Annotated in this window: 12 protein-coding genes and 2 pseudogenes; 9 read left to right on the top strand and 5 right to left on the bottom strand. The window is 36.5% G+C overall.

Annotation, left to right across the window (positions count from 1 at the left end; genetic code table 11):
• Positions 1-106 precede the first annotated feature (106 nt).
• The 5 genes and pseudogenes from ACY8D0_RS27380 to ACY8D0_RS27360 all read left to right on the top strand — a co-directional run.
• A pseudogene (locus ACY8D0_RS27380) lies at positions 107-526 on the top strand (sigma-70 family RNA polymerase sigma factor); the annotation flags it as partial.
• A complete protein-coding gene (locus ACY8D0_RS27375; RefSeq protein ID WP_462413609.1) occupies positions 501-1,535 on the top strand; it encodes a DUF4179 domain-containing protein in 1,035 nt (344 codons plus the stop codon). The pseudogene ACY8D0_RS27380 and the gene ACY8D0_RS27375, both read left to right, overlap by 26 nt.
• A 357-nt stretch (positions 1,536-1,892) precedes the next feature.
• Positions 1,893-2,015, top strand: coding sequence for a DUF6440 family protein (locus ACY8D0_RS27370; RefSeq protein WP_462413628.1), 123 nt, complete (start codon positions 1,893-1,895; stop codon positions 2,013-2,015).
• A 288-nt stretch (positions 2,016-2,303) separates the two neighbouring features.
• A pseudogene (locus ACY8D0_RS27365) lies at positions 2,304-2,895 on the top strand (GNAT family N-acetyltransferase).
• 509 nt (positions 2,896-3,404) lie between these two features.
• Positions 3,405-4,562 (top strand): hypothetical protein, encoded by a 1,158-nt coding sequence (locus tag ACY8D0_RS27360; RefSeq protein ID WP_462413608.1) that lies wholly within the window; start codon positions 3,405-3,407, stop codon positions 4,560-4,562.
• Between the two features lie 304 nt (positions 4,563-4,866).
• Here the strand turns inward: ACY8D0_RS27360 and ACY8D0_RS27355 are convergent, their stop codons facing one another.
• The 3 genes from ACY8D0_RS27355 to ACY8D0_RS27345 form a co-directional block, all read right to left on the bottom strand.
• The gene (locus ACY8D0_RS27355; RefSeq protein ID WP_462413627.1) at positions 4,867-5,700 is read right to left on the bottom strand and encodes an NAD(P)H-binding protein; all 834 of its coding nucleotides are present in this window, start codon (positions 5,698-5,700) and stop codon (positions 4,867-4,869) included.
• A gap of 49 nt (positions 5,701-5,749) precedes the next feature.
• Positions 5,750-7,171 (bottom strand): MDR family MFS transporter, encoded by a 1,422-nt coding sequence (locus ACY8D0_RS27350; RefSeq protein ID WP_462413607.1) that lies wholly within the window; start codon positions 7,169-7,171, stop codon positions 5,750-5,752.
• 110 nt (positions 7,172-7,281) lie between these two features.
• Positions 7,282-7,677, bottom strand: a complete 396-nt coding sequence (locus ACY8D0_RS27345) for an ArsR/SmtB family transcription factor (RefSeq protein ID WP_462413606.1) — start codon at positions 7,675-7,677, stop codon at positions 7,282-7,284.
• Between the two features lie 160 nt (positions 7,678-7,837).
• Between ACY8D0_RS27345 and ACY8D0_RS27340 the strand changes: the two genes are divergently transcribed.
• The 4 genes from ACY8D0_RS27340 to ACY8D0_RS27325 all read left to right on the top strand — a co-directional run bounded on the left by ACY8D0_RS27340 (position 7,838) and on the right by ACY8D0_RS27325 (position 10,057).
• Entirely contained in the window at positions 7,838-8,197 is a 360-nt protein-coding gene (locus ACY8D0_RS27340; RefSeq protein ID WP_462413605.1) for a winged helix-turn-helix transcriptional regulator, read from the top strand.
• 67 nt (positions 8,198-8,264) lie between these two features.
• Positions 8,265-8,519, top strand: coding sequence for a hypothetical protein (locus ACY8D0_RS27335; RefSeq protein WP_462413604.1), 255 nt, complete (start codon positions 8,265-8,267; stop codon positions 8,517-8,519).
• 213 nt (positions 8,520-8,732) lie between these two features.
• Positions 8,733-9,719, top strand: coding sequence for a DNA/RNA non-specific endonuclease (locus ACY8D0_RS27330; RefSeq protein WP_462413603.1), 987 nt, complete (start codon positions 8,733-8,735; stop codon positions 9,717-9,719).
• A gap of 209 nt (positions 9,720-9,928) precedes the next feature.
• On the top strand, positions 9,929-10,057 hold the full coding sequence (locus tag ACY8D0_RS27325) for a hypothetical protein (RefSeq protein WP_462413602.1): 129 nt from the start codon (positions 9,929-9,931) through the stop codon (positions 10,055-10,057).
• Positions 10,058-10,170: 113 nt separating this feature from the next.
• On the opposite strand, the gene ACY8D0_RS27320 is transcribed toward ACY8D0_RS27325, so the two are convergent.
• Together ACY8D0_RS27320 and hpaB are read right to left on the bottom strand one after the other, a co-directional pair.
• Positions 10,171-11,499 (bottom strand): IS3 family transposase, encoded by a 1,329-nt coding sequence (locus tag ACY8D0_RS27320; protein ID WP_462410066.1) that lies wholly within the window; start codon positions 11,497-11,499, stop codon positions 10,171-10,173.
• Positions 11,500-11,774: 275 nt separating this feature from the next.
• Positions 11,775-13,220: a 4-hydroxyphenylacetate 3-monooxygenase, oxygenase component gene (hpaB, locus tag ACY8D0_RS27315; RefSeq protein WP_462413601.1), complete on the bottom strand. Its 1,446-nt coding sequence runs from the start codon at positions 13,218-13,220 to the stop codon at positions 11,775-11,777.
• Positions 13,221-13,380: the final 160 nt, after the last annotated feature.

Here is a 13,380-nt window from a genome sequence, read left to right as displayed (position 1 = left end):
AGTAATAAAAGCAATAAATGGAGATAAACGGGCCTTACTGCTTTTACTGAAGGATGAACAGGAAAAATTATATCGAATTGCTTATACATAGGTAAGAAATGAAGAGGATGCAGTGGATGTGTTTCAACAAACGATCTTACTTGCAATAGAGTCGATCCATCAGCTCAAAGAGCCTAAGTATTTTTCCACTTGGTTGATAAGAATTTGTATCAATTTATCTATCAATGTGTTACGGAAAAATCAAAAAGTGATTCCCATCGGAAATATAAAAGTAGATGATGCTGTTGGTAAGAACGTGTCCATTGAAGAAAAACTCGACTTACTTGAGGCAATCTACAAGCTCGATGAAAAATACAAAACCGTGCTTATTCTTAGATATTATCACGACTTAACATTAGAACAAATTGCAATAAATATAAGTGAGCCTTTAGGTACGGTGAAAACTAACATTAAAAGAGGTTTAGAAAAGCTGAAGCCATTTTTAAAAGGGGCGTATGTAGATGATAGAACAAGAGAATCAAATTAAAACAGCTTTAAACCAAATTTCTGTGCCGCACGCTAAATTAGACTCTATTATGGATAATGCGTTTCAAGGGGAAAAGGCCCGGAGAAAGAAAGGGGTAGTTCCTTTTGTAAAATATATAGCTGCTGTTGCTGTGGTGGGTGTACTTACCTTCTCATCAGCCTTGGCATCCCCAACCTTTGCAAAATTTGTCACCCAGATTCCTGTTATCGGCAGTGTATTTCATTTTCTTGCTTTTGAGAAAGCCTATTACAAAGAATATAAAGACCTTAGTACAGATTTGGGAATGGTAGAGAAAAGCAACGGAATAGAAATGGTTATTGATCAAGCGATTTACGACGGAAATGTGGTGACTCTTTCCTATGTGTTACGAACAAATAAAGAGTTTAAAAAACAGCCGATGTTTGAAAGTTTACCGGTTGTTCAAGGGAATTTTAGTAATGCGGGTTATGGTACAGAGTTTGTAAAAGACGTTGGCTATGTAGGAGTTATGACATTATCCATGTTTGAAGATAGTAGAAAAACGGTCAACCTGGCATGGGAACCAAAGTCGATTTCGTTTGGTAATAAAACAATAAAAGGAGACTGGTCATTCAAATTTTCTCTTAAAGAACTCCCTAGTATTCATATTCCAATTAATAAAGAAGTGAGTGAAAGTGGTGTAACGGTTCGTTTAATTGATGCAGAAAAAACGGATGTGAATTTATCCATCCATTATTCCCAAGTGATTGACACTAAACTTTTAGACAGTTCAGAATACGTGGAAGCAGAGCTATATGCCATCGATAATTTAGGTAATGAATACAAGGTACCTTACAATGGCGGAGAAGGCATTGCTGGCAGTGATTCAAGCGAAGATCTCATGTGGAATGCAACCGTTCATGGATTAGACAAAAAATCTACTTCGATTACGTTCTACCCGTTTGCTCATATAAGTGGAGCTCCGTCAGGCCCAAACGAAACTAATTCTAATAGGATTGATTTTGATCCTATTACTGTCAATTTAAAATAAGAGGATTTATGTGAAGAAATGTATTTATAGTAACGGGAGCGTTCCTTAAAGAGGTGGCTGCAATTTAAATGCAGCTTTTCTTATTGAACGATAGGGTGAGTTGAGAAGGAATTTTTAGTTAACAAAAATGCTCAATAATAGGGCGTAATTCTTTAGTCAATGCGTCTTAAAGGGCCAGATTCTTGAGTAATAGCTTTAAATTGAGTGGCATATATTTGTTGAAATTAAGGTGGCTATCAAGAATTGTATTTAAATTAATGAATCACTATAGCGATTACCGGATTAAGGGAGAGTGGGGTAATGGATAAAAATCGTTTTGAAATTATTTATACTCAAGGAAAGCTAGAATTTTTTTAGATTATTCGTGATAACCAGACGGGGGTTCTATACATGTTGAATACTAGTGCTGTTGGCAGTGGATTAACCGTTATGGTTGATCCGGAAGGAAAACCTTTGGTAGATGAGAATTTAAAAAAATAGTCGAGGATGAGTTAAAGTGGCCATTTGGTAAATGCCTTTTCCGGAAATCAGGCGCTTTTCTTTAGTAAGAAGGCGTCTTTTTTATATGGTCCTAAACAAAGAATTGCGAATATTATCACTTAAACTATGGTGCTTATGTTTAAGATGTGATGGTTACGGCAATCCCGTTTTCTTATTGTAGTAACGGAGCAGGTTAGTGTAATTACTAGCCCAAATATGTACAAATTTTAATTTTCAGATAATTATGTTATTATGTTTAAAATAGAAAATGATAGGAGAACGAGTAATATGTTTGATGAATTGGTAGGAGAGAAAATTCGAATTGTTCCAATGGACAAGAATCATATACAGGGTTTATATGAAATTGGGAATGATAAAATGATTTGGAGTCACTTAACAAAAGCTATTTATACATTAAATGATATGAAGTCTTTTGTAGAAGAAGCATTATACAAAAAAGAAACGGGAATGGAATTTCCATTTGTTGTTATACTTCGTGATACCGATAAAATTATTGGCTCCACACGATTCCTGGATATTTCCACACCAAACAAAAGTTTAGAAATCGGGTGGACTTGGTATACCCCTTCAGTTTGGGGAACACATATTAATACAGAATGTAAATACTTATTATTAAAATATTGTTTTGAATCATTGAAACTTATACGGGTTCAATTTAAAACCGATGAACGAAATGTTAGGTCGCAAAAAGCAATAGAAAAAATAGGTGGGGTAAAAGAAGGAATTTTAAGAAATCATATGATTCGTAAGGATGGAACCTTCCGTAATTCTTTATTTTACAGTGTTATTGAAAGTGGAATGGGTGTCGGTCAAAAATAATTTAGAAAGTATATTAGAAATTCCTCAAAAACAGATATAATTTGAGGGAATAACTCATTATTTGTGAACCAATGTACTTAAACGAACGGGTGGTGGATTGGAGCTTATACGCTTTTAATGTTTGAGGAGGAGAGAATCCTTCGATCCTTTTATCTGATTCATAAAGCTCCCAGGCTTTTGATAATAACAATATAATTTCCTCCGTTTCGGTTAAATAAGAGGAATTATTGCCTTGATTTTTGAAATGGAAACGTGCAGATATTGAACTATCGGGGCAGGTTAGTTTTGAAAAAACTTTATTGTGATTTCCCGTTTTCAGCAACTTGTATTAGAATTAAACAATTCTGCAAAACTAAAAAATGCTTGTCACTGCAAGGATCGTACATAAACAAAATGCTGTTTTGTTTAATTTTTCAATAAAAAAATAGCTAGTTATATGCGTAATTTCTATTAATCTACTTATTTTCCACTATTTACACATGGAAATTATATTGGTAATTTTGGTAAATTAATATAGGAAAATATACATATAAAAGGGGCAGCTTAGAAATGAAAAAAGTATTATTTACTTTACTTTCTGTGTTTTTAGTCGCATTAGCTGGATGTAGTTCATCTGGAAACACGGGAGAAAAAAAGGCAGAAGCAAAGAGTGCATCAAGTACTAAGGAATCCGCAGAAACTGAGGAACAAATCGGAGAAGATACACCACCTGAAATTTCTATAACAGGTAAAGTTATTCAACTCGGAAATGAATCATTATCAAAAACAACAGAGGGTTATCCAGATACAGTTATCGGGGATAAAGATGGATATACATACATTGTTGAACCTGTTTATACATTTGTCGGCCATTATGAAAATTACGGTACTATTAGAACAAAACGCCCTTATTTCGGTGTATTACTATCTGTAGTAAAAGATAACAAATGGTTAATGAAAGAGAAACAGATTGATCTTTCTACTGACATATGGCCAGAATATCCTCTTAATCCCGATGGCGTTCCTTATATTTATGGTATGGACCTCGCCTTTAAAAATAATGGCTCAGAGGTATTCGTAATATCAAGATGGTACACTGAGGAAAATTCAAACAATGCAAAGCAACAATGGAACAAAATCACTTTCACTCCAGAAGGAAAAGCTATTGCTGAAAAAGTTAATGAATTAAAATCAACAGTTAAAACTTATGGTGATACGGACGATTTGCCTTCATTTTTAAGTGGTACGGATGGATATTATCTTAAACAAAAGGATCAGGATATGATTCATATTTATAATACAGATGGAAAAAAAATATTTACTATTGATAAAGGTAAGTTTCCTGATCTGTTGTTCATTAATGAACATGAAGGTTTAGCTTATGATGGTGAGTCCGTATATGATATAAACGCAAAAGACCTTTTATGGAATGACGACGGATCCAAAGTAAACGTTGAAACTAAGAGTGCAGACACTCGTTTAACAACAAATGGTTATACCTACTCATTAACCACTTTAAATGGAGTTAGTACATTGGTTCTTGAACAAATAAATAAGGATTCTGTAAATGTCCTTAGTTCAATGTCAATGCCATCAGATTTGCCTATTGCTAAGGCCTCCCTTTCTATGGATAGTAAAAATATATATGTTTACACTTTGGTCGATTTTAAAGGTGCTGCAACGATTCAGCGTTATACAATTCCACAAGTTAATCAGCAAAAGAATTGAGTGACATCTATTTCAATAGATGTAGGTACTAAGAACCTTGATTTATATTCAAGGTTCTTTTTATTTTCAATTAAAGTAAAATCTTCTCTAAAATGATTACTCTGGACACAAGATTGTGAAAGACTGTACTTAAGCTAACGGGTGCGTTCCTTTAAAATCCGGCTGCCTTTACGGTGGCCATACTTTATTGAACTAAAGAAGCAGGTGTGTGGAAAAAGGACTAGGGGTAGCGTCAGGAAAATGCGGATTTACAACGTTATTCCCACACTATAAAACAAACTACCCATAGAATGGGTGGTTTGTTCTAGATAAGCCCTTTAATTGCTTCTTTTAATGGGGTTAAAGGATGCCTTAATACTCGCTCAAAAGTGGAAGGATTTGCTTTATTTTCTCCATTATTACCTTTCAATGCATAGTCTTGATAACTGGTTGCTAACATTAAACCCAACTCTGTAATATCTGTTTTTGAAATGGTATTTACAAATGTATTTTTATCGGTTTCATGGATATAGATCGATTGCTCGGTTATGTCTGCAATAGCTGATGCTAATTCTTTAAAATTATATGGTTCTCCTGTTAATTCTAAAACAGGCTCAAATCCACCTTCAGCTATAACTCTTGCTCCAGCTTCTGCATATTCTCGCTTTAATGCCCAAGCTAGTTTTCCTTCACGAGAATAATAGGGGAATTCTTTTGTTTTTGCTGCGGCACTTAAAAAGGGAGCTATAATTTCTAAATACCAATTGTTTCGTAAAAATGTGTAAGGGATTCCGGAACTTTTAATCCATTCTTCTGTTTGTGAATGATTGATCTCTAAACCAAACTTGGAATATTCTAATCCATGAAGACTGGTATAGGCAATGTATTTAATACCATTCATTTTTGCAGCCTCCACCACATTCTTTTGTACGTTAGGTATGCTTATAGAAACAAATAGTAAGCGGTCTATGCCTTCTAAAGCTTTTATCATGGAATCAAGATTGTTGTAATCAGCTACTCTGATAGTAAAACCTTGTTCAGCTAATGGCTTGCCTTTTTCTTCATTTCTTACAAGCGCAAAAATTTTTGCATCAGGTCTAAATTCTTTTAAATATTTTAATGCATAGCTGCCATAGCCACCAGTAGCACCCGTTACCATAATGTTCAAAATAATTCCTGCTTTCTCATTTGATTTTTATAATATATGGTTAATATTCCTCATTAACACTACGTAAAGCTTTTGTATGATTCATCAATAAGCTAATGATAAAACCGATGATTGCGACAATCATTAAACTCCAAAATACATTATTGGCACCGCTGGCAATAGCATTTGAAATCTCACTCAATTGTTTTGGATGAGAGGAATGTGCTGAATAATGGTTTATACCACTTGTTAAAATACTAATCGCCACTGCGGTTCCAATGGCTCCATTAACTTGTAATAGCGTATTTAATGCTGCTGATCCATGCGCATATAATTCAGGAGGAAGTTGGTTTAATGCATGTGTTTGTGCACCTGTCCAAACAATCGCCATACTCCCCATTAAGAACATGTGTAATGCAACAATTAAACCAATACTTGAGTTTGGTGTTAACCTTGTAAAAAAGAACAAGGTAATCATCATGATGATTAAACCAGGCATGACTAATACTTTGTGACCATACTTATCAAAAATTTTACCGGAAACCATTTGTAACGCTCCGTTAATCGCACTGCCAGGTAATAGCATTAAACCTGTAACAAGAATAGATAACCCCGCGCCTGTCTGCAAGTACATTGGCAAGATAATCGTTGTACCCATTAACACCAACATACAAATTAAAACAAGTAGTAAGCCCATCACAAATACTGGATACTTGAATGCATTTAAGTTTAGAACCGGTTCTTCCGTATTTTGTCTTTTCACGAATAACGCGAGTGAGATTAAACCAATCATAATTGAAAGGATCACAATAGGATTAGTCCATGATTCTCCGGCCTGACCAAATCCATAGACGATACTGCCAAATCCAACTGTAGATAGAACACCTGAAATCATATCAATACGCTGTTTTTTAACTTCTGTTACGTTTTCTAAATTTTTATAAGCGACGAACATACCAATTAAGATAAAAGGTAATAATAACCAGAAAATAAATCGCCAGGACATATATTGAATTAAGATACCGCTAATCGACGGTCCAATTGCAGGGGCAAAAGATAATACTAAACCCATTGTGCCCATTGCTGAACCACGTTTTTCCATTGGAAATATAACAAGTACAGTGTGAAACATTAAAGGTAATAATAAACCCATACCTGCTGCTTGAAGAATACGGGCAAACATGAGCATTTCAAAGTTGACTGATAAGGCACCAAGTAATGTACCAATGGCTAAACTTGTCGTTGATGTGAAGAATAGTTTTCTAGTTGTAAACATTTGAATGAAAAGTCCTGTAAAAGGCATGATGATACCAAGTGTTAATAGATAGCCTGTTGTAAGCCATTGAGCTGTAGACGCTTTTACTTGAAATATTTCCATTAAACTCGTAAGTGCAATATTTAAAGATGTTTCACTGAAAAAACCCACAAAAGCACAAATTAGTAAAGCTGCTAATATGGCACTTGTATTATATTTTTTTGACATTTTTTATAAGCTCCTTATATTGAACATTAAAAATTCTGTATTTCCAAAAATATAGAAATATACTTTAAAAAATTATTCTATGTTGGATATCGACATAGAATATTTTTATACTAAAGTGGAACTGTCATTACTTCAGGGACGAACTGATCAACGAGTTCTTTATTTAAACTATAGTTAATAAACGTGCCGTGTTTTTCTCTAATCAAAAGACCACAATCCGATAATTGTTTCAAATGATGAGATAGTGTAGAAGATGGTATACCATTAAGTTCACTACCAAGGTCAGTACAACACATCGATTTTCCTCTACCGAGATGAAGTAAAATTTGATAGCGTGTTTTATCACCTAATGCTTTATGAATTTTTACAACTTGGTCAATATCCATTAATGACATCTCCTTTGGTAACCTTGTCACCAGTTCGCCGCGATGCAAACGGAAGCGGGATTTGAATGATTGATTTGTATCCTCTCCTCTATTAGTTATTTCATATTTCAGCTCTTCCATAGGGGTAAGGAACTCCCATATTCTCGGACTAAAAGTTATCCCGATTGAGTAATTTGGTTACATGCTCTAGAATATATTCATTGCTTGTATTTTTGAAGAGGGCAATAATAATGGACGTAGTACATTTTTTTGTACTTAACAGGAGAAAGCAGGTGAAACTGTGGCTAGGATATGTGGGGATGGATTTGAAAAAGAGTGTATAAATGAGAATAGAGAACTATATGGTATTGCCTATACCCAGAACATACTCTCCGGACGTTGGAAATATCTCATTCTTTGGTATTTAAAGGACAAAGAGCGTCGTTATAGTGAAATCAAAGCTTTTTTATGGGATATTTCACAAGGTTCTCTTACAAAGCAACTTCGAGAGCTAGAAAGAGATGGCCTAATTAATCGCCATGTTTATCCAGAGGTTCCTCCTCGTGTAGAGTATTCATTAACCTCAAAAGGAAAAGAATTCATACCTATTATTGATCGGATGGAAGCGTTCGGAAAGAAGTTTGGGGAGCAAGCAGACTAAACAAAAGTGGTCACATCCATTGTTTACCCCAAAGAAATGATAAATTAAATTTGATAAAGTAAAAATTGTGGGACGAGCAATAGTTCTAAAGGCAGCTTTTACTTTTAAGATAAAAGAGAATATAAGCGGGGCTGGGGGAAGCTTTAATCAATTTGTTAAAAATAATGATGGAACCATAGTAATCACCTACTTCGATGGAAAGGTAGGGTATCCCGATCATCCTATCGAGGGAGATACGGTTCGAAATTCAGATGATAAAGTCATTAAGACAGAAGATTTGTTTCAGCAATCATTAGGGAATATTAATCTTTACTTCAATTAAAAACCGTCTCACGGCGGTCTTTTTTATGTCTTTTTTGGTTTTCCGGCAACGATTGATGCAGCGGTCAATTTGCTTTTTGAGCTAACGGAGCAGTTTAATGGAAAAAGGAGTTTTACATAACTTGGATATTAACATTAGGATTATATTTAAAGTGTTTTAGTAGTATAATAGTATCGGTGTTTCTACATATATCTACAAAAAGGGGGACAATTTATGAAGAAATTAACCTACTTATTTATGGCGTTTTTGTTAGTTTTCCTTGCAGCTTGTTCTGCAAATGAAACGACTAGCAAAGAGGAAAAAATCAAAATAAATAAAACTCAAGAAGTAAGCAAAAATAAAACAGCCACTGTTGAAAGCAAACCTGTCGATGAAGTCGAAAAAACGACTAGTGAAGGCGCAGTTAGTGCCACTAGTACCCCAGCGATCACAAGTGTTAATGGTGACTTTGACTACAGTAAATATACACTCATTACAGTAGATGGCGGAGATATGTCAGGTTATAGAAAGCCGAATGTCAGAGTGGATATCGGGTTTGGCGACAGGGAATATTGGGCTTTTACAAATGAATACGGCCAGCTAATTCGTGTGGAGGCCAAAAATGTTACACTCCAAAATCCGAATACAGAACATGTTCTATCGTCTGGCAGATACTATCCTGATGAAGCAAAGGTTCCTGGCACAGAGAGTCCAGAATTAGACCAAGGACATGTGATTGCTGACTCACTTGGGGGAGTATCTAACGCATATAACATTACACCTCAAGAAAGCACGCTCAATAGGCACGGCGATCAAGCTTATATGGAAAAAGTGATTCGAGATGCAGGTGGCTGCACGGATTTTGTAGCAGTCATTCAATATCCGGATACTAAGACGCAAACTCCCAGCCATTATAAATACACATATAAAATTCAGGGCAGAACCATAACAGATGAATTTGACAATGTAAACCCAGATGAAGTGAACAAAAATTTAGGGATTACGACAGACACGAGCAGTGCGCAACCGAAAACAGACAATGCAGCAGCAAACGAAACGGTAAGTAGTAATGAAGATGTTGGTAAGGTAGATACCAATCATAATGGAAGTGTTACGATCGCTGAAGCCAAAGCTGCTGGCTTTAAAATGCCCATTACGCGCGATTCATGGCTTTATAAATATATGGACGATCGAGATGGTGATGGACTAGTAGGTGAGTAAACCAATCGGATGTTTATTCACATCTAACACAAATATGATTTACAGGTATTTTTGACCGGATTGACGAAATTGAAACGGCAGTTCTATTTAGCTAAAGAAGCAGTTTTCCAAAAGAGTGTCTGCCAATACGGCAGACATTTTCTTCCTTGTCTGAGGACGGCGGCTCCTAGCATACTAAAGATATAATAATCATCAATTAGGGGGATATCATGAGCAAAGCAGAGGAATTAAAAAAGGAATTACAGGTCTTGACCGGTCGGCGTGATCGGATGCAACAGAACCTTTATGAAGTAGAAAAACGCATTAACGAAATTGTTAAGGAATTGAAAAAACAATAAAAGAATGCGAGCGCCCCCGCGGGTGTTTTTGACTTATTTATTTATAAAGGAAAATTTTTTAACTGGGTTGCTGTAAACTGGCACCCTTGTCAAGGACACTATAAAAAAAGAGATTAAGCAGCTAAAAGATGATCCCTATATTGAATAGGGGTCATTTTTTCTAAATTCCATTGATAGCGATAATTGTTATAGTAAACCATGTAATGATTTATTTTTGACTTCAGTTCCTTTAATGTTCTTGCAGATTTATAATCCACATCATCCTTCAGGTGGCCGAAGAAGGATTCTTGAGGGGCATTATCCCAACAGTTGCCTCTTCGTGACATGGATTGGCCCAAGCCATATTCCTTTAATAGCTTCTGGTATCTTGGGCTTGTATAGTGACTTCCTTGATCCGAGTGGATAAAGGCCTCTTCATGGATTGTAATTTTCTTGTTATTCATCAATTTATGGATTGTCTGGGTGGCGATGTCCAGTGTGATGCGATCAGACACATGGTAAGCTAGGATTTCATTGGTGGAGGCGTCTTTTACGGTCGACAAATAAGCCATACAATTCCCGTTATATGGAAGATAAGTGATATCCGTAAGTAACACTTTTCCAGGGATTCCTTGTTTGAATTCCCTGCTTAATTTGTTTGGGACAACTTGATGTTCTTTTGTTGCTTTTGCGATTTTTTTATAAGGATTGGGTTTTCGGTGAGGACAAACAATTCCATATTTCTTCATAATCCTCCGTATCTTTTTACGGCTGAAGTTAATATCAAACTCATTCTCCAAAATCATTTTAATGGACCGTGAGCCTTTCTTATATCCCCGCCGATTAAAGGCCTTTAGGATGATTTCTTTCGCTTCGAGGTCCAATTTTTCCCTTGCTTCCCTGGCAGAGGAAGCCTTTAAGTAGCTGTAAAAACCGGAACGTGAGACCCCTAGGAGATCACAGAAATACCTGGTCATCCCCTTGAATTCATGTTGGTCAATAGTCTCTTGGATTAAGTGATATGCTTTATTCGGGTTTAGATTTTCGCTTGCGTTTAGCAGCCTCCTTTCTGTCGTTTCGTACTTTTTTAACAGCTCCACCTGTCCTTCCAGCAGCTCGATTCTGGCTTTTTGCCTTTCAATCACTTCGGAGGGTGTGAGCTCACGCTTTAAGGGCCTGCCGGAAGCCGTTTTCCTCGAATCTGTAAGCCCAATCAAACCATTCTTATCATAAGCCTTTTTCCACCTGTGGGCTGATTGTTCAATTCGTTTTATTCCAATCATATCAACGTTGAAGCCGTTCTCCGCAAAAATCTGACGAGGGAGTTTGCCGGCCAAATATTCATCTATAAATCTATTCTTAAAATCGTCTGTATAGGTAATAGACCGCTCACTGACACGGTGTACATTTGGATTCTTTTTAAGTGTATTTATCTCTGTAATTGAAAAAGTTATTTTACTCATGTTGTCCCCTAGTCCCTTAATTCTGAAATTCAAGTATATAAAAAATACCTGCAGGTGAACACTCTTTTTTTCAAGTGTCCTACCTGCAGGTACCATTGTACTGGGCCTCTGCTTTTTATTTCCAGTGACAAAATTGGAGGGGTCTTGGCGGCAAAACCGGGGGTCCAGAGGCAAAGAATAGTCGGCAAGGCGGGGGCATGGCAACAACTGGTGATGGTTTTGGTTGGTGGATTTAAAACTAGAGGATTGTGCTTGGAAAAGTTGTACAGACATTCCTACTTGCTTAGATTTAAAAATTCTCTAATTTCTTCAACCTGTTTACCTTTTGGATAGCTTTTATATAAATTACCGGATAATCGAATAGGATCACCAAAAAAGTATCGTTCGTATTGGGTTTGCCTTGTACCAAACGAACTCATCGTAAGATCCCATGCCAAACGGAACAGTTTGACACGATCCTCGGCATTCAACCTATCTGCTTGAAGATATTGGTCAAGTTCTGAACGAATATCAGATTCAAATGACCCTTCTGTAGGGATGGTTATCATTCCGCTAGCCCCAATGATTTGGATAATTTCGCTGAAACGGGGATATATTTTTGGAAAGATGTTACTCGCCACTTGTAATGGAACCATACTTGGACGCATAAAGCCCCATTGATCCCATTCTGCATCATTTTCTGATTTCTCAAGTAGTGCTTTCATGGTTTCGAGACCAATGATGATTTCGGAGAGTTTTTCTTGTATATGTTGATACTCCCCAACATTAATCGTTTCGACAAGCAGCTGGGCAACTCCCAGAATAAATTCTGTTTTTACCATTTGTCTGGTGATCACTTGATGATAGGCATATTGGTAAAAAGAACTTTCAGCCAGGAAATCTGTCGCTGCTTCTACATTATCGTAATAAAACACGCGGTCCCATGGAACCAACACATTGTCAAAGACGACCACGGAATCCATTTCTTCATATTTAGAGCTTAACGGATAATTAAACGAAGAATCTCCCCCCACAAAAGATTCCCTACAGATAAATTTTAACCCTTTCGTATTGGATGGAATGGAAAAGGCGAACGCCTCGCTAGGGTCAAAAAACAATCTTGGTGCAGAAAAAACTAAAACTTCATCTGTTAAACCGCCTTGAGTGGCAAGTAAGCGGGCTCCTTTAATCACCAATCCTTTTTCGTTACGATCAATCACCTTAGCGGAGATGGGCTCATTGGAAAAGCCCAAATAGACCTGTGAACGATTCACTTGCGGCGTAATAAAGGTATGGGTAAATGAGAGATCGTGTTCCATGGCCCTTTCATATAAAGACTGAATGTTTTCGGGAAAACAATTTTCCCTGCCGCTTAAAAGGTCGGCGGAGGAGGCAAAACTCATGACAACTGTATTCATATAGTCAGGACTTCTTCCCATCATTCCATGAGTGTGTCTCGCCCAATGCTCGATCATTTTTCTTCTTCTTTTTAAATCCTCTTTCGTTTTGGGCTGCAAGTAAGAAAGTCCAATCGGATCTTCTTTTCCCGGCAAATGGAACGTCATCTCACTTTTTATATCCTGGGAATTTTGCAAATCATAGAGGGAAGCCTTGGACTTAAGAATGCCCTTAAAGGCAGGATGCTCCGAAATGTCCTCCTTGATTTTTTCTCCATCAAACCAAATTTCATTTTTCATTCCATTTAAACGTTCAATAAAATCATGGCCATTTATGATACTCATGTTCTACCGTCTCCTTATTGTGATGGTCGCAAAGAAATGTCCGAGTGAAGGTAGTATCATTTTATTAAATGACTTCATTGCTTGTTCTGTTTGGAAAAGCCTTGTTTGTAAAATTGGCCATTGCATCAGTTCAAATGGAACTGGAACACTCCTGCTGTCC

This window comes from Neobacillus camarae, from assembly GCF_054950115.1.
Note: the sequence above shows the minus strand (reverse complement) of the source record. Positions and strands in the feature narration are given on the sequence as shown.

Coding starts and splice junctions, on each gene's coding strand:
- ACY8D0_RS27375 (WP_462413609.1), top strand. CDS start 501: ATGATAGAACAAGAGAATCAAATTAAAACAGCTTTAAACCAAATTTCT.
- ACY8D0_RS27360 (WP_462413608.1), top strand. CDS start 3,405: ATGAAAAAAGTATTATTTACTTTACTTTCTGTGTTTTTAGTCGCATTA.
- ACY8D0_RS27355 (WP_462413627.1), bottom strand. CDS start 5,700: ATGGTAACGGGTGCTACTGGTGGCTATGGCAGCTATGCATTAAAATAT.
- ACY8D0_RS27350 (WP_462413607.1), bottom strand. CDS start 7,171: ATGTCAAAAAAATATAATACAAGTGCCATATTAGCAGCTTTACTAATT.
- ACY8D0_RS27345 (WP_462413606.1), bottom strand. CDS start 7,677: ATGGAAGAGCTGAAATATGAAATAACTAATAGAGGAGAGGATACAAAT.
- ACY8D0_RS27330 (WP_462413603.1), top strand. CDS start 8,733: ATGAAGAAATTAACCTACTTATTTATGGCGTTTTTGTTAGTTTTCCTT.
- ACY8D0_RS27325 (WP_462413602.1), top strand. CDS start 9,929: ATGAGCAAAGCAGAGGAATTAAAAAAGGAATTACAGGTCTTGACCGGT.
- ACY8D0_RS27320 (WP_462410066.1), bottom strand. CDS start 11,499: ATGAGTAAAATAACTTTTTCAATTACAGAGATAAATACACTTAAAAAG.
- hpaB (WP_462413601.1), bottom strand. CDS start 13,220: ATGAGTATCATAAATGGCCATGATTTTATTGAACGTTTAAATGGAATG.